The sequence below is a fragment of the Streptomyces sp. 2114.4 genome, from assembly GCF_900187385.1.
In the GTDB taxonomy this organism is placed as follows: Bacteria; Actinomycetota; Actinomycetes; order Streptomycetales; family Streptomycetaceae; genus Streptomyces; species Streptomyces mooreae.
This window is the reverse complement of the sequence record NZ_FYEY01000001.1, coordinates 7,666,925-7,688,178: the sequence shown is the minus strand read 5'-3', so window position 1 is coordinate 7,688,178 and position 21,254 is coordinate 7,666,925. Positions and strand designations below refer to the sequence as shown.

General features: G+C 73.5%; 15 protein-coding genes and 1 pseudogene. 10 read left to right on the top strand and 6 right to left on the bottom strand.

The features are described from left to right. Positions 1-15 precede the first annotated feature (15 nt). Complete coding sequence (locus CFW40_RS33900; RefSeq protein WP_088798548.1) at positions 16-1,596, bottom strand: IS1182 family transposase; 1,581 nt, start codon at positions 1,594-1,596, stop codon at positions 16-18. A gap of 484 nt (positions 1,597-2,080) precedes the next feature. On the opposite strand from CFW40_RS33900, the gene CFW40_RS33895 reads away from it, so the two are divergent. The 7 genes from CFW40_RS33895 (at position 2,081) to CFW40_RS33865 (ending at position 15,658) form a co-directional block, all read left to right on the top strand. Then, a complete protein-coding gene (locus tag CFW40_RS33895; RefSeq protein WP_088801552.1) occupies positions 2,081-3,397 on the top strand; it encodes an MFS transporter in 1,317 nt (438 codons plus the stop codon). Between the two features lie 119 nt (positions 3,398-3,516). After that, positions 3,517-4,812, top strand: coding sequence for a non-ribosomal peptide synthetase (locus tag CFW40_RS33890; protein ID WP_088801551.1), 1,296 nt, complete (start codon positions 3,517-3,519; stop codon positions 4,810-4,812). Positions 4,813-4,958: 146 nt separating this feature from the next. Continuing rightward, positions 4,959-8,165, top strand: coding sequence for a non-ribosomal peptide synthetase (locus CFW40_RS33885; RefSeq protein ID WP_088801550.1), 3,207 nt, complete (start codon positions 4,959-4,961; stop codon positions 8,163-8,165). Further along, entirely contained in the window at positions 8,162-10,099 is a 1,938-nt protein-coding gene (locus CFW40_RS33880) for a non-ribosomal peptide synthetase (protein WP_088801549.1), read from the top strand. The genes CFW40_RS33885 and CFW40_RS33880 overlap by 4 nt, the downstream gene beginning before the upstream one ends. A 1-nt stretch (position 10,100) precedes the next feature. Further along, a complete protein-coding gene (locus CFW40_RS33875; protein ID WP_088802534.1) occupies positions 10,101-12,017 on the top strand; it encodes a non-ribosomal peptide synthetase in 1,917 nt (638 codons plus the stop codon). Next, positions 12,007-14,862, top strand: a complete 2,856-nt coding sequence (locus tag CFW40_RS33870; RefSeq protein WP_088801548.1) for a condensation domain-containing protein — start codon at positions 12,007-12,009, stop codon at positions 14,860-14,862. Before CFW40_RS33875 ends, CFW40_RS33870 begins: the two co-directional genes overlap by 11 nt. A 289-nt stretch (positions 14,863-15,151) precedes the next feature. Next, complete coding sequence (locus CFW40_RS33865; protein WP_088801547.1) at positions 15,152-15,658, top strand: DUF664 domain-containing protein; 507 nt, start codon at positions 15,152-15,154, stop codon at positions 15,656-15,658. A gap of 80 nt (positions 15,659-15,738) precedes the next feature. Here the strand turns inward: CFW40_RS33865 and CFW40_RS33860 are convergent, their stop codons facing one another. Together CFW40_RS33860 and CFW40_RS33855 are read right to left on the bottom strand one after the other, a co-directional pair. Beyond that, positions 15,739-16,242, bottom strand: coding sequence for a metallophosphoesterase (locus CFW40_RS33860; protein ID WP_088801546.1), 504 nt, complete (start codon positions 16,240-16,242; stop codon positions 15,739-15,741). Positions 16,243-16,287: 45 nt separating this feature from the next. Further along, on the bottom strand, positions 16,288-17,094 hold the full coding sequence (locus CFW40_RS33855) for an SDR family oxidoreductase (protein ID WP_371127038.1): 807 nt from the start codon (positions 17,092-17,094) through the stop codon (positions 16,288-16,290). A gap of 266 nt (positions 17,095-17,360) precedes the next feature. On the opposite strand from CFW40_RS33855, the gene CFW40_RS33850 reads away from it, so the two are divergent. Next, on the top strand, positions 17,361-17,864 hold the full coding sequence (locus tag CFW40_RS33850) for a hypothetical protein (RefSeq protein ID WP_088801544.1): 504 nt from the start codon (positions 17,361-17,363) through the stop codon (positions 17,862-17,864). A 141-nt stretch (positions 17,865-18,005) separates the two neighbouring features. After that, positions 18,006-18,401, top strand: coding sequence for a thiol-disulfide oxidoreductase DCC family protein (locus tag CFW40_RS33845; RefSeq protein WP_088801543.1), 396 nt, complete (start codon positions 18,006-18,008; stop codon positions 18,399-18,401). A gap of 151 nt (positions 18,402-18,552) precedes the next feature. Here CFW40_RS33845 and CFW40_RS33840 read toward each other — a convergent pair whose 3' ends face one another. Then, positions 18,553-19,284 carry a L,D-transpeptidase family protein gene (locus tag CFW40_RS33840; RefSeq protein ID WP_088801542.1) on the bottom strand — a complete coding sequence of 244 codons (732 nt, stop codon included), beginning with the start codon at positions 19,282-19,284 and terminating at the stop codon, positions 18,553-18,555. 256 nt (positions 19,285-19,540) lie between these two features. Here CFW40_RS33840 and CFW40_RS33835 point away from each other — a divergent pair, with 256 nt between their 5' ends. Continuing rightward, positions 19,541-20,020: an EF-hand domain-containing protein gene (locus CFW40_RS33835; protein WP_088801541.1), complete on the top strand. Its 480-nt coding sequence runs from the start codon at positions 19,541-19,543 to the stop codon at positions 20,018-20,020. 44 nt (positions 20,021-20,064) lie between these two features. Here CFW40_RS33835 and CFW40_RS39075 read toward each other — a convergent pair. Both CFW40_RS39075 and CFW40_RS33830 read right to left on the bottom strand, forming a co-directional pair. Beyond that, positions 20,065-20,235, bottom strand: a pseudogene (locus CFW40_RS39075) (FAD-dependent monooxygenase); the annotation flags it as partial. Positions 20,236-20,305: 70 nt separating this feature from the next. Further along, positions 20,306-21,169, bottom strand: a complete 864-nt coding sequence (locus tag CFW40_RS33830) for an urea carboxylase-associated family protein (protein ID WP_088801540.1) — start codon at positions 21,167-21,169, stop codon at positions 20,306-20,308. Positions 21,170-21,254 lie beyond the last annotated feature (85 nt).

Below are 21,254 nucleotides of genomic sequence, written 5' to 3'. Positions count from 1 at the left end.
GGACAGCCCCTTCGGTCATGCACCGGCCGGGGCGAGGTGCCAGGTGCCTCGGGTGTGGGTGAGTCCGAGGTTGATCAGTCGGCGGAGGTTGAGGGCGGCGGCCCGGGTGTGGAGCCATGTGTCGTTCTTGATGGTGCCGCGGTAGCGGAGTTTTCGGTTGCCGTGCTGGACGAGCCAGGCGACGGCGCGTTCGACGGGGGGCCGCCAGCGGCGGTAGTCGGCCTGCCAGCCGGGGTCGGTGGCGGTCTGGTGGCGGGCGGCCGCTTGGAGGTTGTGGCCGGGTCGGATGGTCAGGATGCGTCCGGCCCTGGCTTTGGTGCACCGCTCGCGCAGGTGGCATCCGGTGCATAAATCCCTGAAGGAGGCTTTGCGCTGGTGGTGCTGCCCGCCGGGGCCGGACAGGGCCACGGTGTGTCCGGCCGGGCAGGTCACGACGGCGGTGGTGGTGTCGATGGTGAAGTCGTCGAGGGTGAAGCCGCCGGGGACGGCCGGCCGCAGCGGTGCGGGCTTGAGGAACAGCCGGTGCCCGGCCTGGTGCAGGGCCTGGCGGGCGTCGCCGGTGGAATAGGCGGTGTCACCGAAGACGTCCACCGGCGTGTCCTCGTCGGCGAGCAGATCCAGGCCGACGGCGGCCTCGTGGTGCTCGGGCCCGGCGCCGGGCCGCAGGGCGACGGCCGTGTACAACCCGGTCTCGGGCTCGATGGCCAGGTGGGCCTTGAAGCCGTCCTGCTGGTGGGAGCGGGTCTTGTGCACGTGGCGTGCTTCGGGATCGACGGTGGACACGATCCGCTCATGGGCGGTGCCCTGGGTGATGCGCCAGCGTCCGTCACGGCCGTCGGAGTTCTCAGCGGGCTCGACGTCCTGCCCGGCGACCAGGGCCAGGATGCCCACCGCGTTGGCGGCTTTCTCTCCGAGTTGCTGGTCGGGCAGGTGGCCCAGCAGCCGCAGAGCATCGGTGACCAGCGCGTCGACCAGTTCGGTGCGGGCCTGCTCGTCGTTCCAGGCGATGCGGGGCTTGCCCGGGTCGGTGTAGTCATGTGCGGTGCACTGGGCAGCGGCGACCGTGTCGGCGCCGGGGACTTCACGGATCACCGCCCGGACGGCGGCGATGATCTGGGTGACGGTGTCCTGGGTGGCGACCGCGTCGTCCAGCACGGTGGAGTCCAAAGCCCGGCGGTGCTTGCCTTTCAGTACGCCGGTGGCCTTCACGACTTCGCGTACGGCCTCGAAGACGCGGTTGGGGCGGGCGGAACGGGCCAGCCGGCGGCGGAAGTAGGCCAGCAGCGACGGATCGAACGCCATGTCGTGAAGGCCCAGTCCACATGCGGCCTTCCACCGCAGGTCGCACCGCAGTTCCTGGACCGTCTCGAAGTCCGACAGCCCGTGCAGGGCCTGCAGCATGATCGTGGCGGCCAGGATCTGCGGCGGCATGCTCGGCCGTCCGTTCGCCGACGGATACATGTCCGCGAACATCTCAGCCGGGAACAGCTCGCCACGATGCTCGGCCAGGAACGCGAACACACTCCCGGCCGGGATCAGATCCCCGCACGTCTCCCACACGTCCGGCCCGACCATCTCGCCGACCCATTCACCCATCGCCACATGACAAGTCTGGCCCTACCGCTCACGCGGCAGGGCCAGAACCCAAGATCTTCATGAGACTTCTAGATGTATTGACCTGGAGCGGACTGGGCCGCGCAGTGCGAACTCCGGCCGGACCGGAGGCGGTTCCGTTCACCCCGCCCGGCCCCGCGGCCCCCACGGCCTGCGGGGCCGGGCTCTTCTTCATGGTGGGGCGCCATAGCGGAGGAAATAAGCGCTTCGGTCAATAAGAGGACATCGACGACTGTTTTCGGTCGGATTCCGGTACGTGACGCTCTGTACACGGTCACCTGGCCGCCCCGCGCAGTCGTCGCGGAATCCCCTTCTCACACCCAAGGGTGCCATGTGGCAGTCATGCGGTGATTGCCAGGATCTGGCGGAGATTTTTCTGTCATGGTGAGTAAATGGTGAAGAAATCCGACCGAAAGTGTGCATCGGGTTTTGACCCCGGATCGATCGTTCGGCGATGGTCCCTCATATGCCCGACATACCCCGACCCGCGACCAGCGGCCCGCTGCGCCTGCGCGACTTCCGTCTTCTGCTCGCCGGTGCCGCGGCCGGACAACTCGGTGCCCAGGTCACCCTGGTCGCCCTGCCGCTCGTCGCGGTGCTCGAACTCGACGCCCCCGCCTTCCAGGTGGGGTTGCTCACTGCCGCGGAGACCGCCGCGTTCCTGCTGGTCGGGCTGCCGGCCGGGGCCTGGGTCGACCGGATGCGCAAGCTGCCGCTGATGATCCGCGCCGATGTGGTGCGGGCCCTGACGATGGCGAGCATCCCGCTGGCCGCCGTCACCGGTGTGCTGACGATGGCACAGCTGTACGTCGTCGCCCTGGTCACCGGGGTGGCGACGGTCTTCTTCGACATCGCGCACCAGAGCTTCCTGCCCCAGCTGCTGCCCAAGGACCAGCTGGTCTCGGGCAACGGGGCACTGGAGACGATCCGTTCCTCGGCGCAGGTCGCGGGTCCCGGCATCGGCGGCGGTCTCGTCCAGTTGCTGGGGGCCGCTCTGGCCATCGTCACCGACGCGGCCGGTTATGCGCTCTCCGCGCTGTTCCTGTGGCGCATCAAGAAGCCCGAGAGCCTTCCCGAACGCCGTCCGGACGCCTCGCTGCGCCGGGACATCGGCGAGGGGCTGCGCTTTGTGTGCGGGCACCGCCTGCTGCGCGTGATCGCCGTGACGACCGGGCTGGGCAACTTCTTCGCCGCGGTGCTGATGGCCACGCAGTCCGTCTTCCTGGTCCGGGTGCTGGGCCTGGTGCCCGGAGTGGTCGGCCTTGTGCTGGCCGCCTCGGCCCTGGGCGGACTGGCCGGCGCGCTGTGCGCGGGCCGGCTCGCCGCCCGGTTCGGACAGGCCCGGCTCATCTGGCTGTCCCCGCTGGTCACCGGCCCGTTCGCGGTGCTGTGGCCGCTTTCCGGGCGCGGGGCCGGGGCGGCGCTGTTCGCCCTCGGCTCCGGGGTGGTCTTCTTCGGCGTCGTGCTCTACAACGTGGCGCAGGTGAGCTTCCGTCAGACCGTGTGCCCGCCGCGGCTGCTCGGCCGGATGAACGCCACGCTGCGGTTCCTGATGTGGGGCACCCTGCCGCTCGGCGCCCTGGCCGGCGGTGCGCTGGCCGACGCGTTCGGGGCGCGGGTGGCGCTGGTGTGGTGTGCGGCCGGATTCCTGGCCGTACCGCTGCCGCTGCTGTTCTCCCCGCTGCGGCGGATGCGTGACCTGCCCGCCACGGGGCCTGCCGAGGACCCGGACACCGACCCGTCGGGCTCCGCCGGCGCGGCCGAACCCGCCGCCCTCGGCTGACGGCCGGCCACCTCGTCCGGCCTCCCCCTGCCACTCGCCCCCGCTGCCTGCCCCCGCGCACGGCCTTCCCGTCCGCATCGCCTCGGACGAGGCAGCTCCGTCACGTCAGAGAGGATCACGTGCTCAGCATCACGAGCCAGTACCTGGCCCGCTACCGGCGGCTCGACACCGGCGACGGGGCCCAGGTCCTGCTGCCCGTCACGGGCGCCCAGCGTCGCTTCGCACTGGTGCGTGCCATGGACCCCGCCGGGCGGCCGGATCTCGTGCCGATGTTCTTCGCCTTTCCGCGCGGCACGGTGGATCCCGTACGCCTCACGGGAGCCGCGAACCGGCTCGCCGCCCTGCACCCCGCGCTGCGCTCCCACCTCACCGTGCTGCGCGGTACGCCCGCGCTGCGCCCGGAGGAGCCACAGGTACCCGTGACCCGCCTGGCCTGCCAGTCCGGTGAGGACGCGGCCACCGTGCTGCGCCGCGCCCTGGGCAGTTGGGCCCCGCAGGGTGCGCCGCTGCGGCTGTTCCTGGTGCAGGACGGGCCGCAGGGGGCGGAAGACGTGCTCGCCGTGGTCCTGGACCACGCCGCGTGCGACGGCCAGTCGCTGGCCCGGATCGTCGGAGAACTCGGCGCGGCCTACGACGAGGACGCCGGCACCGAGCGGCCCTCCGCCTCCGAGATCGCGGCCGAACTGGCCGCGTACCGGGACGCCGTGCTGCTCCAGCTCGACGCGGAGGAGCGCGCGGGCGCACCGGCGGCGATGGCCTACTGGGGCGAACGGCTGCGCGCGGTGCGCGAACAAGCCCCCGCGCCACGGCACCGGCCCCTCTCCACCGGGACCACGCCGAGCGGTGCGGCCGCACTGCGGATACCCGCGCCGCAGGCGGGGGTGCCCTTCCCCGAACTGCTGGGCGCCTGCCGTGCGGCCGCGGCGGTGCTGTTCGGAGCGGGCCATGTCGTGCCGCTCGGCTACCCGTGGGGCGGCCGTCCGCCCGCCGCCGCTCCGGTGCTCGGCTGCTTCCTCAACACCGTGGTCTTCCCGACCGCCACCGGGGAGGCTCCCGCGGCGTCCGCCACGGCCGAAGCCTGGTGGGACGACCTGGACCATGCCGCCACCCCGTTCGACGCCGTGGTGCACGCCGCCCGCGCGGCCGGCTCCGGCTGGACCGGCCGGCTCGACGGCATGCTGACCGTCGACGACGCCCGGCGGCACCCGCCGCTGCGGCTGGGCGGGGTGACGGGCCGTGAGGTCCATATCGACGGCAGGGCCGTGCGCGGCCCTTTCGCGGTCTCCGTCACCCAGGGCCCCGAACTGCAGCTGCGCATGGTGTGGGACCGCACGGTCCTCACCGACGACACCGCCGAGAGCGCCTTCAGCGCGCTCGCCGGCGCACTGCGAACCCCGGTTCCGACGGCCGGCTGACCCTTCCCGGGGCCCCGCCCCGCCTTTGCTCACCGACACCGACACCGCCAGACCGGCCGCGCGATCCGCGGCCGGGCTGCGCCCCAGGCCGGGCCCGACCACGCCCCGGCCGGAGACACCCGCCCCGACAACCTCAGGGATCGCCCATGCTTCCGCTCTCCTCCTCGCAGGAGATCGTCTGGCTGCACGAACAGGTGCAACCGGGCAGCCGCGCCTACAACTTCACCGCCGCACTCGACCTGTGGGGCACCCTCGACACCGAGGCGCTGCGCCGCGGCCTCGCCGCCACGCTCGACCGGCACCCCGGGCTGCGGCTGGAACTCGTCGCCGTCGACGGGGCGATGCCGGGGCAGCGGGTAGCCGAGGCCTGTGCGCCACGGCTGCACACGGTGGACCTGAGCGGGGAGGCGGACCCGGAGGCCGCGTTCCAGGAGCTGCTGCGCACCGAGGCGGAGACCCCGCTCGACACCTTCGAGGCACCGCTGCTGCGCTGGACACTGGTCCGGCTCGCGGAGGAACGTCACCGGCTCATCCATGTCGAGCACCATCTGATCCACGACGGCCACTCGTTCGCGATCCTGCTGCGCGACGTGTTCAGCGTCTACCGGGGCCACGTTCTGGGCGAGCCGGTGGAACTGCCGCCCGCGCCCTCGTACGCCGACCACGTCCGGGCGAGCACCCGGGACGAGAAGAGCGGCGAGCGGCGGGACGGCCTGGAGTTCTGGGCCGGTGAACTGCGCGAGATGTCCTACGACATGCCGCTGCCCGGCCTGACCCGGCCCGGCTCCCGGCGCCGGCACCACGGCGGCCAGCTGCGGCAGTCGATCGGCGCGGATCTGGCGGAGGCACTGCGCGCCCATGCCCGGGAGCGCGGGCTGACGCCGTTCGCCACGCTGCTGGGGCTCTTCGCCGAACTGCTGCGCCGGCACAGCGGCCGCTCGCAGATGGTGATCGGCACCGCGGTCGGCAACCGCCCGCGCGGTTTCGAGGGCGCGGTGGGCATGTTCGTCAATACCATTCCGCTCGCGCTCCGGCTGGACCCGGCCGCCCCGGCCGAGGAGTCCATGGACGAGGTGACCGACACCCTCATCCGTGCGCTGCCGCACCAGGAGGTGCCGATCCAGGAGCTGACCCGCACGCTCGGCCTGCACACCTCGGGCGCCGACAATCCGCTGTTCAGCGTCATGTTCAGCGCCCACGACGCCGAGCTGCCCGAGATCGACGTCCCCGGGCTGGACATCACCCTGTTCGAGGGCTTCAACACCGGCACCACCCGCTTCGACCTGGACGTGGTGCTGCTGCCGGACGACCGGCGCGGGGTCAGCGTCCGGCACGGCGCGGCGGGGATGACCCTGGTCTGGGACTACGACGCCGATATGTTCGGCGAGGACGTGGCGAAGCTGCTCGCCGGGCGGTTCCTGGACCTGCTGCGGGCCTACCTCGACACTCCCGGCGCCGCCCTGGCGGACCTGGCGCCGCCTGCCCCGCCGCAGGCCCTCCCGGCCGTCGCGCCGCCGGCCCCGGCACACGATCCGCTCGACCCGGCCACCGCGCACGACCCGTCCCTGCCCGCGCTGCTCGTCGGCGCCCGCCGGATCACCTACGGCGACCTCGAGGAGCAGGTCAGCTCGCTGGCGCAGCGGATGCGGGCAGCGGGGGTGAGCGCCGGGCAGCCGGTGGCCGCCGTGCTGCCGCGCGGCGCCGATTCGGTCGTGACGCTGCTGGCCTGTCTGCGGACCCGTGCGGTGTACTGCCCGCTCTCGCCGAACGACCCGGCGGCCCGCCTGGAAATGCTGCTGGGCCGGCTGGGCCCGGCGCTGGTGCTGACCTCGGCGGACGCCCCCGTCAGCCTTCCCGGCGGGCTGCCGGCGGCCACCGTCGACGCCGCGGTCCTGCCGCCGGCGCGGGCGGCCGGGACCGTCCCCGGTGCCGCCTACATCATTCACACCTCCGGCTCGACGGGCATCCCCAAGCCCGTCGCCGTCGGCCGTGCGGCACTGGAGAACCATCTGACGGGCGCCGCCGACCGGTTCGGCCTGGGCCCGGGTGACCGGGTGCTGCTGTTCGCGCAGCCGACCTTCGACGTGGCCCTCGAAGAGGTGCTGCCGTCGCTGTACGCCGGGGCGTGTCTGGTCGCCCCCGAGCGCGAGGTGCTGACCGGCACCGAGCTGGCCGCGCTGCTGGTCGCCGCCCGGGTGACCGTGGCCAACCTGCCGACCAGTTACTTCCTCGCCACCCGCGCGGAGATGCGCCCCGTGCTGCGCGACGGGCACTGGGCGCCGCGGCTGCTGGTGCTCGGTGGTGAACGCCTCCCGGCGGACGTGATGCGTGCCTATCTGGCCGACACCGACAGCACCGTGCTCAACGTCTACGGCGTCACGGAGGCCGCCATCAGCTCGACCGTCCACGAGCTCACCCGGGACGGCCTCACCGACGGTGCGGAGATCCCGCTCGGCACCGAGCTGCCCGGCGAACGGATCCATGTCCTGGACGCCCACCACCGGCCGCTGCCGGACGGCGCGGTCGGCGAACTGGCCATCGCCGGGGCCGGCTTGGCCGAGGGCTACGTCGGCAACCCGGAGACCACCGCCGCCCGGTTCATCGACGTCGAGGCCCTGGGCGGCGAGCGGGTCTACCTCACCGGTGACCTCGGCTACCGCGGCCGCGACGGGCTGCTGTACTTCCTGGGCCGGCGCGACCACCAGATCAAACTGCGCGGCTACCGCATCGAACTGGAGGAGGTGGAGGCCGCCGCCTCGGCCGCGCTCGGCGGCCGGTCCTGCGCCGTCGTCCTGGACCGTGCGGCCCCGGGCGGGCCCCGGCTGGTCGGCTTCCTGGAGGGCACGGACGACGGTGCGCCGTGGGACGAGCAGGCGCTGCACACCGAGCTGAGCCGCCGGCTGCCGAGCGCCCTGGTACCGGGGCGCTGGGCGCGGCTCGACGCCATGCCACGGCTGGCCGGCGGCAAACCGGACCGCACCGCGCTGACCCGCCGGGCCGCCGCACTGGAGCCGGCCGCCCCCGTCGAGGAGAACACCGACGCACCGGCGCAGCCGCCGTCCGACCCGACGCTGCCCTCCGATCCGATGACGGAACTGCTGGCCGAGGGCTGGCGGGAGGCCCTGGGCCACGGCCGCTTCGACACCTCCTCGGACTTCTTCCGGGCCGGCGGCCACTCGCTGCTCGCCGCGCAACTGGCGGCCTGGCTCGAACCGCGGCTGGGGCAGCGCCCGCCGCTGCGGCTGCTGTTCCAGAACCCGGTGCTGGCCGACCAGGCCACCGCGCTCGCCGCCGTCGGCACCCCAGCCGTGCCCGCTCCCGCCGCTTCGACCACCGTGACGGAGTCCCGATGACCCAGCCGATGACCGCCCGGACGCCGGCCCCGACGACCGCCTCCGGCGCCCGACTGCCCGCACCGCAGGGCTCGCTCAGCATCGCCCGCGGCGCGGCCCCGGCCACGGAGGGGACCAGCGGGGTGCTCTCCCGCTTCGAGGAGTGGACCCGGCGCTCCCCCGAGGCCCCCGCGGTGATCGACGGTGCGCACCGCTGGACGTACCGGGACATCGACGCCGCCGCCGACGAGGCCGCACGGGCACTGCGGGACCGGGTACGCCCGGGAGACCTGGTCGGCGTCTGCCTCGACCGTTCGGCCGCCCTCGTGGCGACCGCCGTCGCGCTCGCCAGGATCGGCGCGGTCTATCTGCCGCTGGGTCCGCGCCCCGGTGAACGCCGCACCGAGGCCGTCACCGAGGACCTGAACGTCGTCTGTCTGATCGGCGATCCCGAGGTGCTGCCGCCCCGGCACCGGAGCGCCGAGCACCTGCCGCTGGCGCTGCCGGGCGAGGGCGCCAACGCCACCGCCACGGTGGTGGCGGCGTTCGCCGACCCCGGCGCCACGGCCCGTTCCGCACCTCCCGGGGCGTTCTACGCCGTGCTGACCTCGGGCTCCACCGGCCGCCCCAAGGCGGTGGCCGTCGGCGAGCCCGCGCTCGGCGGCGTGCTGGACTGGTACCGCGCGACGAGCGGGCTTGCCCCCGGCGACCGGCAGTCCCTGCTGATCGGTGTCGCGTTCGACCCGCATCTGATGGAGCTGTGGGCCGGGCTGACGTCCGGGGCGGCTCTGGTGCCCGCTCCGGACGAGGTCCGCTGGGACCCGGCGGTGCTGGCCGACTGGTGGCGGGAGTCCGCGGTGACAGCGGTGGTCTCGGCCACCCCGATGGTGGAGCCGCTGCTGGAACAGCCCTGGCCACAGGACCTGACGATGCGTCACCTGTTCGTGGGCGGTGACCGGATGCGGCGCCGGCCCGGCAAGGACGTGACCTGCACCGTCCACAACGCCTACGGTCCGGCCGAGGCCACCGTGGTCTCCACCGTGTACGCCATGCACGGCACGGACGGGGCGGCGGGCACGGAGTCCGCGCCGCCGATCGGCCGCCCCCTCCCGGGCGTGACCGTGGTCGTCGCCGACGCGGACGGCCGGCCCGTCGCACGGGGAGCGGAGGGCGAACTCCTCATCGGCGGAAGCGGTCTGGCGCTCGGCTACCTCGATCCCGGCCTGACCGCACGCCGCTTCCTGGCCGTGCCCGAGGGCGTCGAGCTGCCGGGTGTGGAGCGCCTGTACCGCACCGGGGACCGGGTGCGGATGCCGGACGACGGTGCGCTGGAGTTCCTCGGCCGCCTCGACGACCAGGTCAAGATCAGCGGCGTACGGATCGAACCGGCGGAGGTGGAGGCCGCGTTCGAGCGGGACCCGGCGGTCCGCAGCGCCGTCGTCACCGCGCCGCGCACCGCCGACGGCCACACCCGGCTGGTGGCGTACGTACGCCCGGCGGCCGGCGCCGCGCTCACCGCGGACGCGTTGCTGCCGGCCGTACGCGCCTGGCTCCCGGAGCAGGCGGTGCCCTCGGACGTACGAATCGTGGACTCCTTCCCCCTGGACGCCAACGGCAAGGTGGACCGGGCCGAACTGGCCCGGCAGGCAGCCGCCGGAGCGCCCCGGCCCGGCGACGCCCCCGCGGACGGCGGCGGGCCCGCCGGCACCACCCCCGGCGAGCGGCTGGTGCTGAGCGCCGTAGGCGATCTGCTCGCCCGGTCCGAGATCTCGCTGGGCGAGAGCTTCACCGGTGCCGGCGGTACCTCGCTGCTCGCCGCCCGGCTGCTGACCGTCATCGAGAAGGAGAGCGGTGTCCGGCTGCGCGCCCCCGAGCTGCTGCGCCAGCCGGACCTGCGCGCCGTCGCGCAGCTCGTCGACACGCGCCTCGCCGCCCGGCAACCGGCAGGAGCCTGAGATGACCACCCGCACCCCGTACTCCCCCGACACCCGGAAGGAAGAGCCCGTGTCCACCGAAGGCGCCCCGCAGGACGAGCGCACCCCGGCCGGTGACCGCCCCGTGCCCGTCCCCGAGGCCGGGCGGCCCACACCGGCCGCCGGGCTGACGGCCCTGGTGGCCCGGCATGCCGCACGGACCCCACAGGCCCTGGCCGTGGCGGACGGCGACACCACGCTCACCTACGCCCAGCTCGTCTCCTCGGCCCGTGCGCTCGCCGCCCATCTGCGCGAGCACGGCGTGCGCCAGGGTGACGCCGTGGCGCTGCTGATGCCGCGCTCCGCCCGCACGGTCGTCGCCCAGCTCGCGCTGTGGTGGGCGGGCGCCGTGTGCGTACCGCTCGATCCGGCGCATCCGCGCTCCCGTTCCGAGGCGCTGGCCGCCGACGCGGGCGCCACGCTGACCGTCGGCGACGGCAAGCTCCTCGAATCGGCGGCGCTCTCCGGCGCCACGCTGGCGCTGCCCGGTGAGCCGCTGGTGGACGGCGAGGACCTGCCCGGGGCCGAACTCGCGCCGGATGCCGCCGCGTTCATCATGTTCACCTCGGGCTCGACGGGCCGGCCCAAGGGCGTGGCCGTGCCGCACCGGGCGATCGCCGAGCTGGTCTGCGACCCGGCGTACCTCACCCTCACCTCCCGCGACCGGGTGCTCTTCCACTCGCCGATGACCTTCGACGCCTCGACGTTCGAGGTGTGGGGAGCCCTGGCCAACGGTGCCGCCGTGGTGGTGTGCACCGTCGAACGGCCCTCGTTCGAGGACCTGGCCCGGCAGGTGGAACGCCACGGCGTGTCCGTCGCCTTCTTCACCACCGCGCTCTTCCATCAGCTGGCCGGCCGCCGCTCGCGGATCTTCGCACAGCTGCGCACGGTGATCGTGGGCGGTGAAGCGCTGTCCGCGCACCACGCCCGCGAAGTGCTCCAGGCCTTCCCCTGGCTGGAGCTGGTCAACGCCTACGGGCCGACGGAGGCGACGACCTTCACCACGACCCACCGCGTCACCCTCGCCGACTGCGACGGCCAGGTGCCCATCGGCCGGCCGATCGCCGGGGCGACCGTGCACCTGCTGGACGGCGACGGCCTGCCGGTCCCGTACGGGGAGCTGGGCGAACTGTGGATCGGCGGCAGCCGGCTGGCGCACGGCTACACCGGGCAGCCGGAGCTGACCGCCGAGCGCTTCAGCGACCACCCCGAACTGGGGCGTCTCTACCGCTCCGGTGACCTCGTCTCCCGGCGTCCCGACGGCTCCCTCGATTTCCACGGGCGGACGGACGACCAGGTGAAGATCCGTGGCTTCAGGATCGAACCGGCGGAGATCGAACACGCCCTGCGGGAGCAGCCCGAGGTGGCGGACGCGGCCGTGACCGTGCACCGCCCCTCCCCCGACGACGCCCGCCTGGCCGCCTTCATCGTGGCCTTGCCGGGACCGGTGCCGCGCCCCAACGCCCTGCGCGACCGGCTCGCCGCCGTCCTGCCCGCCCATCTGGTCCCCGACGAGGTGCAGGTGGTCGACGCGCTGCCGCTCACCGCCTCGGGGAAGGTCGACCGCCGCGCGCTGACCGACCTCGTCACCGTGGACCGGCCCGACGCGGCGGCCGGGCCGCTGGGTCCGCTGGAGCAGGCCGTCGCCGAGATCTGGGGCCGGTCGCTGGGCCGTGAGGTCACGCGTCCGGATGCCGACTTCCTCGCGCTGGGCGGTCATTCGCTGCTGGCGCTGGCGGTCACCGACGACCTGCGCGAGGAGCTGGGCGTGGAGCTGACGCTCGCCGACTTCTTCGCCGCCCCCACGGTGGCGGGGCACGCCGCGCTGGTCGAGCGCGCGCTCCTCGCCGCGCACAGCGATCTGCACCCCGGCACCCCGGAGGACACCGATGGCCACTGACACCCCCGCCGCCGCGGCGCTCCAGGAGGAGCTGCTGCGCCGGGCCCGCTCCCGTGCCGCCCGTCCCGCCGCCGCGCCCGCACCCGTCCGCCGAGGACCCGCGCCGCTCTCGCACGCCCAGCGCCGTATGTGGCTGATGGACCGGCTGGGGCACGGCGATGCCTCGTACAGCGTGCCCTTCGCCACCCGGCTGCGCGGTCCGCTCGACCTGGACGCGCTGGCCGCCGCGCTGGCCTCGCTGGTACGCCGTCACGAGATTCTGCGTACCCGCTACGGGCAGCGGGACGGTGAGCCGTACCAGGAGGTGCTGCCGGCCCCGGAGGCGATCGCGCTGCGCGTCGTGGAGGCGGACGCGGACGGCTCCGGCGCACTGCTGGCCGAGGAGGCGCACCGCCCCTTCGATCTCGCCGCCGGTCCCCTTCCGCGGGCCCTGGTCCTGCGGCACGGGGAACAGGACCACACGGTATTGCTGACCTTCCATCACATCGCCATCGACGGCGCCTCGTTGGAGACCGTGGCCGGAGAACTGGCCCGGACCTACGCGGCCGTCGCCCAGGGCACCACCGCCGAGGCGGAGCCGGCACCGGCACAGTACGCGGACTTCGCACGCCGCGAGCAGGCGGCCACAGGCCGCCTGGAAGCGGGCCTGGACCACTGGGCCGAACGGCTCGACGGCGTCCGCCCGCTGCGTCTGCCCCGCCCCGCGCACCCGCCCGCCGACACCGGCATCCGCCCGGCCGGTGTCCACACCGCGCCGCTCGCCCTCCGGGTGCCGGCCGCCCTGCGCGAACTCGGCCGCCGGCACCGGGCCACCCTCTTCACCGTGGCGCTCACCGCGTCCTTCGCCGCGCTGCACCGCTTCACCGGCCAGGACGACCTGGTGATCGGGGTCGCCGGCACCCACCGGCAGGGCCCGGAGATGCGCGGCCTGGTCGGACTGTGCGTCAACACCCTCCCGGTCCGCGTGAACACCGCCGGCGACCCGTCCTTCACCGTCCTTCTGGAGCGGGTACGAGAAGCGCTGCTGGACGCCCAGCAGCGCCGTGAGGTCCCGTTCGACCTGATCCTCGACCGCCTCGGCGCCGCCGCCCGCAACGCGGACGGGACGGCGCTGATCCGGGTGACCGCGGACGTCCTGGGCGCCCCCACGACGCTGCGGCTGCCCGGTTTGGCGGACACCTACGTCGAGGTCGGCGCCGGAGAAGCCAAGTTCGACCTCTCCTTCGGCATGGTGGACACGGACGCCCCCGCCGGAATCGTCCAGTACAGCCGGAGCGCGCTGGACGAGGAGGCGGCGGCCGCTCTCGGCACGCACTACGCCGCCCTGCTCACCGCGGTGGCCGACGACCCGGGGCTCCAGTTGTCCCACCTGCCCGGCGGGCCGCCGGCGCCCGGGGGCGAAACCGGCGGACATCCGGCCGAGGTGCTGCTGCGCTCGCACCCCGAGGTGGCCGAGGCCGCCGTGGTCGAACCGGCCGGCGGCCCGCTGCTGGCCTATGCCGTACTGCGCGGCATCGGCGGGCCCACCCCCGCCGAGCTCCGCTCCCGTCTGCGCTCGGCGCTGGCCCCTGACCTGGTGCCCGCCGCGGTGACCCTGCTGGACACCCTGCCGCGCACGGCCGACGGCACGCCGGATCCGGCCCGGCTCCCGGGGGTCCCGACGGCCCCCGCGCCGGAGGGGGCGCATGCGGACGCCGTGATCGAAGGGTTCACCGCCCTCCTGGGCCACGCGCCCGGACCGGACGACGACTTCTTCCTCCTCGGCGGCCACTCGCTGATCGCCGTCCAGCTCGCCGAGCGGCTGCGCCAGTCGCTGAAACTGCCGCTGACCGGCCTGGACATCATGCAGGCCCGCACCCCGCGCGCGGTCACCGCGCTGCTGGCCGCACGTGAGGCGGAGCGGGCCGCCGCGCCCTCGGCCGGGTCCGTGCGCCCGCGGCGCTCCCGCGAGGGCACGGTGCTGGTCACCGGCGGCACCGGCGGGGTCGGCGCTTTCGTGCTGCGCGAACTGGCCGCCCGAGGACGTCCGGTCCTGGCCCTGGCCCGCCCCGAATCGGCCCACCTCGTGGCCGGGGACGGGGTGGACGTCATCGAGGGCGACCTCACCGACCTGGACGGCCTGCGCAAGGCCGTGGACGGCGCCGATGCGGTGATCCACGCGGCCTGCACCTTCACCCGTCCCGAGGTCGATGTGACGGCGATGGCCGCGATGGTCGGCGCCTGGTCGCGCGGCCCGTTCGTCTTCGTCAGCAGTGTGGACGCCTACGGACACCCGGCCGGCGAGTGGGTCGCTGAGGAGTCCGCCTCCCGGCAGCCGCTGAGCGGGTACGGACAGGCGAAGACCGACTGCGAAGGGCTGCTGCTGCGGGCGGCCGGCACCCAGGGCCGGGGAGGCGCGAGCGCCGTCCGTTCCCCGCTCGTCTGGGGAGCGCACCAGCGGCTGCGGGACCAGTTGCGCTGGGGGGCGACCGGGGTGCTCTACCAGGCGGCCCGGGAGGGCCGGCCGATCGTCCTGCCGCGGCCGGGAACGCACGGCCATGCGTGGTACGGCGCGGCCTGGGTGCACGCCGCGGCCCTGGCCCGGGCCGTCGTCTCCTGTCTGGACTCGCCCGTCCACGGCGTCGCCAATGCCGTCAGCGGCCACCTCGCCTGGCGGGAGCTCGCCACCGGGCTGACCGAACTGCTCGGCAGCGACAGCGAGATCCAGGAGACGGACGAGGTCCACCCGGACCTCGACCACCGCTGGCACTACCAGTCCGACCGGCTGGCCCCGTCCCTGCGCGCCCGGCCGGGCGAGGACTGGCGCTCCGTGCTGGCCGCCATGACCGGACCTGCCGGGCCCTGAGGACCGGCAGGTCGGCACGAGACGCCCGGTGACCCGTGGGGGGCCACCGGGCGTCTCCCGTTGCCGAACCTCGGCGCCGGCGCGCGATCGAGTTCCCCGATCCGGGAAAATCCCGCCTCTCGGCCTGCCCCGCACCGATTCCCGGGGCCGGCTTGCGACCATGGGCGGGCTGCCGGGGCCGACGCCCTCCGGGTGCCTGACCGCCACCGGAGCGCAACACCCCGGTCCAGCGGTACCGGTATCCGCGGACCTTCCGCGCGAGGACCCCGCCGCCGCAAAGGAGCCTTGAATGAACGCCGGCACGGATCTGCTCGTCGACGCCTTCGGACGCATCCGTGAGGTCGTCGAAGACGTCGTCTCCGGACTCGACCCCGACGAGCTCAGCACCCGCCCCGACGACGCCAATTCGATCGCCTGGCTGGTCTGGCACCTCACCAGGATCCAGGACGATCACCTCGCCGGGGTAGCGGGCACCGAGCAGATCTGGACCGCGGACGGCTGGTACGACCGCTTCGGCCTCCCCTTCGCGGCCGACGACACCGGCTACGGCCACTTTGGCAAGGACGTGGCGGCCGTAGGCGACCTGAGCGCACAGCTCCTGACGGGCTATCACGGCGCCGTCCACGACAACACCGTGCAGTACCTCGCCGGGATCGACGACAAGGACATGAAGCGTGTCGTCGACCGCGGCTGGACACCGCCCGTCACCCTGGGAGTCCGCCTGATCAGCGTGATCGCGGACGATCTGCAGCACGCCGGCCAGGCCGCCTACGTCCGCGGCCTGCTCGGCCTGTGAGCAGTGTGCGGACCGGCCGGTGAGGAGCGTGCGGGCCGGCCGCTGACGAGTGCGCGGGCCGTGCGGCAGTCACCGCGGCCTCATGTGCCGCGGGGCAGACGGTGCAGCTGTACCCCGGTGAGCCGGCCCTGCGCCAGCTCCACCGTCATGTAGGTGCAGTACGGCTGCCGGCGGCGGTCGGTCGGCGACCCCGGGTTCAGCAGGCGCAGCCGGTCGTCCGCCGTGGAGTCCCAGGGGATGTGGCTGTGGCCGAACACCAGCACATCGAGCTCGGGGAACCGTGCGGCGCAACGGCGCTCCCGCCCCTGCGCGGGACCCGTCTCGTGCACCACGGCGAACCGGACGCCCGCCAGTTCCGCGTACGCCACCTCGGGCAGCCGGGCCCGCAGCTCCGGGCCGTCGTTGTTGCCGTACACCCCGATCAGCCGCCGGGCGCGGGCCTGCAGCAGGTCCAGGGTGGCGGTGTCGACCCAGTCGCCGGCATGCACCACGACATCGGCACGGGGCACTTCGTCGAGCAGCTGTGACGGCAGTACCTTGGCGCGCTTGGGCAGATGGGTGTCGGCAATGAGCAGGAGTCGCACGGGGCCTCTCCTCGGCGGTGCCACGGACGCGGGGGCGCGCGGCGGTCAGTGTTCCTGGGCGGTCGGCCGCACGGTGATCTCGTTGACCGCCATATGCGGCGGCTGGGTGACCATGAAGGTGATGACGCGGGCGATGTCCTCGGCGTGCAGCCAGCTTTCCTGCGGCATCCCGTGGGCCGATGCGGCCTGGCTGCCGCCACGTGTCATCTCCGTCGAGGTCATACCCGGTTCGACGAGTCCGACCCGGACCTGCCGTCCGGTCACCTCCTGGCGCAGCGCCTCGCTGAAGGAGCACACCGCATGCTTGGTGGCCGAGTAGACGCTGTTGTCCCTGCGGGGCACCCGGCCCGCGACAGAGCTGACGGTCACCAGGTCGGCGACGCCCCGGGGCCCCTCGTGTGCCGCGCGCAGCAGATGCGGGAGTGCCGCGTGCGACATGCGCAGAACCGCCGTGAAGTTCAGGCCGACCATCCGGTCCCAGTCCTCCGGGTCGCTGTCCTCCACCGCGCCGCGCGCACCGAAGCCCGCGTTGTTCACCAGGACATCCAGCCGCCCGAAGTGGTCGACGGTCTCCTCGACCACCCGCCGTGCCTGCCTCGTGTCACCGAGATCGGCCGTCAGGGCGAGGGATGCCCCTCCCCGCTCGCCGAGGGTCCGCGTGAGGTGTTCCAGTCGCTCGCGACGGCGGGCGACCAGGGCGAGGGAAGCGCCCTCCCGGGCCAGCGCCAGGGCGGCGGCCGCACCGATACCGCTGGAGGCCCCGGTCACCAGCGCCACGCTGCCCGACAGCGCCGCCCCGCCACCACCCGCCCCACCCTTTTCCTGACGCACCGTCACAGACTCCCCGGACACTGAACCGCTCCTCACCTTCCCACTCCTCCCGCCCGCTCTCTTCGACCCGCTCTCTTCGGCCGGCAGCGGCCGAACCCGGTCCGCACACCCGTACCCCGCCGAGCGCCCGCCGTCCCTCCCCCTCCGCCATCTGCCCCTTGCCCTCCACCGTCATCCACCGGCCGGCCCCCACCGGCATCCGCCACCAAGTCCCGCCACGGACGGTGCGCACGCCATGACAGCGGGTATTACTCACGGGAACCCCCCTTTGGCTCTGGGAGCTGCTCATGAAGCACACCCATCCCCTGCCGGGCGACATCGGACTCACCCGGATATCCGGCGTCACCGGCCAGTTGATCCGCTTCGGACAGTGGATCAACGGCGACGGTTTCTCCGACTACGAACACGCCTTCCTGGTCCTGCCCGGCGACCGGCTGCTGGAGGCCGAGCCGGGCGGCGCCCGCATCCTGTCCCTCACCGCCTACGCCGACGCGGACGTGGTCTACGTCTGCCCGGAAGGGCTCACCGAGCGGCAGCGCACCGGCATCTGCGCCGCCGCCACCCGCTACGCCGGGGTCCCCTACAGCTTCCTCGACTACCTCGCGATCGCCACGCACCGCTTCCATCTGCCCGTTCCGGGCCTGCGCCGCTATGTCGCCAGCACCCGGCACATGATCTGCTCCCAACTCGTCGACCAGTGCTACCTGGACGCCGGTGTGCATCTCTTCGCCGACGGCCGCTGGCCCGGCTACGTCACGCCGATGGCCCTGTACCACCTGCTGGCCGCCTGACCCGACCACCCGCGCACCCGGCCCCGGCCACCGGCACGGTCCGCATACGGCCGGGGCACGGGTGCACCGCTCCGCGGATCCTCGCGGCGGCGGGCACCTATCATGGTGATCGCCAGGGCACCGGTGCGAAGGGACGGGAAGATGCGGCGGCAACCCGTACTTGTCTATGACGGCGACTGCGCCTTCTGTACATCCTCGGTCCGGTTCGCAAAGCGGCGTCTGCGGCCGCGCTGTGACGCCACCCCCTGGCAGTTCGCCGACCTCGCACGGCTCGGCATCGCGCAACGGCGCGCCGAACACGAAGTGTTGTGGGTGACCCCGGCCGGTTCCGTGCACGGTGGCGCCCAGGCCGTCGCCAAGCTGCTGATGAGCGCGGGCGGCGGATGGCCGGTCGTCGGAGCGCTGCTCACGCTCCCGCTCGTGCGGTGGGTCGCCCAGGGCGTGTACCGGATCATCGCGAGGAACCGCCGGCGGATGCCGGGCGGTACGGCGGCCTGTGCGCTGCCGCCGTCTCGCGGTGGACGCGGCAGTCAGTGAGCGTACGGCCCGTCTGAGCGGTGCCGGTCCGGCACGCGGACGGCACGGCGTACGGACGAGACGGCGTACCGGACGACGCGGCGCCCGGTGGCGTTCCGCCATCGGGCGCGCTCTCCCCTCCGCAGCCGGGCCCGGCCCGCCCGCTCAGGGCTCAGGTGCCGGGCTTACGGCCGTAGACGTAGACGTCGTCACCGTTCTTGAGCAGCGACCAGTACTTCTTGGCGTCGTTGCTGCGCATATTGACGCAGCCGTGCGAGCCGGGGGCCGACCAGACGCTGCCGCTGATGGAGTGGAACGCCTGACCGCCGTCGAAGAACTGGCTGTACGGCATGGCCACGTGGTAGATCGTCGACACATGGTGCAGGTGGCGCCAGTAGATCTTCTTGGCGCCGGTGCGGGTCTCGTACCCGTCGCGTCCGGTGCGGACCGGGACCGGCCCGAACACCAGCTTCGATCCGTCCTGGATCCAGCTGAGCTGGCGGGTGAGGTCGACGCAGGCGATCCGGCCCTTGTTCGTGGGGCACTCATGGGCCTTGTTCGGGTTGCTCCCGGCCGCCTTCTGCTGCGCCACGAGGCTCATCACGCCCCAGGTGACGGGCCCGGCGTAGCCGATGTTCGGGGTGATGCCGTGGCTGGTCTGGAAGGCACGGATCGCCCGGCAGTCGGCCGCCGACTGCCGGCCGTCCACGGTCAGCCCGAGGAACTTCTCGGCCTGCTTCTGATAGGGGCCGCGGCTCGCGGTGCAGGACGACGCGGTGGCGGCCTGGGCCGTGGAGCCGAAGGCCACCGACAGAGGGAGGGCCAGCGCCGTGAGGGCAAGCGTCGCGCCCGCGCGGCGTGCGGCGCCGGACCTCCGTATCCGCAGGTTCAGTTGTCTTTTCATGCCCCGTAGGACCGTTTGCCCGACCCGTCGGTTGCAGGCGTGACCGACCCGAAATATCTGATAAGCCGTGCCATGATCCGACCGTCGTGAGCACGCCCCGGTGGACCGGAGTCCGAACACACCCTCCGTCATAACCTTCTGCGATCACACGGGCACTTAATGTGCTCATGGCGGCGGGTGGGCGCGGCACCCCCGCGCGCACGGCCGGCCACCTCTCCCGGCACCGCCGGGAGTCCACCTCCGGAAGGGATGACGCATGATCTCCGATGCCCTGCGTGCCGAGTACGAGCACCGCTTCTCCACCTACGACACCGATGGCGACGGCTACCTGACCGCGCAGGACTTCACCGAGCGGGCACGCGTACTGACGGAAGCGGTGGGGGAACCGGCGGACTCCGCCAAGGCGCAAGCCCTCCGTGCGGGGATGCGCAACACCTTCGACGAGCTCGCCGCCCTGGCGGACGTGGACAGCACGGGGCGCCTGGACCGGGAGCAGTTCGTCGCGGCGTTCGCCCGGGCCGGCGCGTCGGGGATGATCGGCAAGGTCGTGGGGCCGTCGGTCGCCGCGACGGTCGCCCTGGCCGATTCCGACGGGGACGGTGTGGTCAGCCTGGCGGACTTCACGGCCGTGCACCAGGCGGCCGGGTACTCGGCCGCCCAGGCGAAGGCGGCTTTCACGGCACTGGACGAAGACGGCGACGGGCGGCTGATGGTCGCCGCGTGGCAGGCGCCCTGAGGAGCGGCAGCCGCCTCGCCCGGCGCCGCCGACGGGTGCGGCGCGCGCAGCCTGTCGATCACCCGGCAGCGCACGCCACGGCGCCACAGCTCGGAGGCCGCCGTCAGCCCTACCGGCCCCGGCCCCGCGACCAGCACATCCACATGGGCCACGGCTGCCTCCCGGCGGGAAACGCTCTCCTCTCCAATGCAACACGGCGCCAGGGGGCTGTCCATCGCGCGCGGCCCCTTGCGCACGTCCCGTGGCGCGCGAGCGCACGCGGCCTCGCGGGGCTGCCGCGCCGCGCTATGTCCAGCGGGGCAACGTCACACCGTGCAGATTGCGGTAGGCGGCCGGCTGCGGGGAGGCCCAGCCCTCGAGGAGGGCGTCATCGACCTCGTACACCTCGATGCCGATCGGGTGGCACACCTCCAGTGGGTCCCCCGCGTCCGGTCCCCACAGCGGCACGGACAGATCGCCGCCCGGGCAGGTGGACAGCGCGCACAGCAGGTCGAGTTCGGCGAAGAACTCGAAGTGGTCGCCGGGCCGGGCCGGACAGGCCTTCATGAAGTACTGGTCGTCCTCGTTGAGTCCGGTGCACTGGAAGACGTTGAGGACGTCGTGCACGTCGAACTCCGTGAGCCCGTACGGCAGGACGGCGCGGACCAGGTTCGAGTGGCAGTGGAAGTCGAAGTCCTCGCCGGTGAGCATGCGGTTGACGTACGGGTCGCAGCGGGTGCCCAGCAGGTCGTGCACCCTGCCGCCCGTGTCGTCGGTGCCGTAGTCGGCGAGCGTGTCACCGGTGACGGTCAGCAGCGGGCGCAGGAAGGGGAGGGTGGACCACAGGCGGTCGTAGGTGCTGACGTGGGCGCGCTGCAGCTGACGGGTGCGTGCCGCCCAGAGGCGTTCGCGCGGGTCGTGGCGGTTCCATACGTTGAAGTCACCGACCTGCGGCCCGTCCACGGTGACGATGCGGCACAGATGGCCCGCGGGTACCTCCCAGGCGCGGCCGGAGCGTATCGGGATGGTGAAGCTGTCGACCAGGCGGCGGCCGCCGGAGCTGCCGGAGTTGTCGCTGCCGGAGCGGCCCGAGACCCGGTCGTAGAAGGCCTTGTCGACATCGAGGGGGCCGCCCTTGGTGGCCTGGTAGGCGGCTTCGTTGGTGACCATCGGTGTGCTCGCTTTCCTGGGAGGCCCGCCGGGGTGGCAGGCGGGCGGGCGGTCGAAAGGGCGGATCGGGTGGGGGTCATCGGGT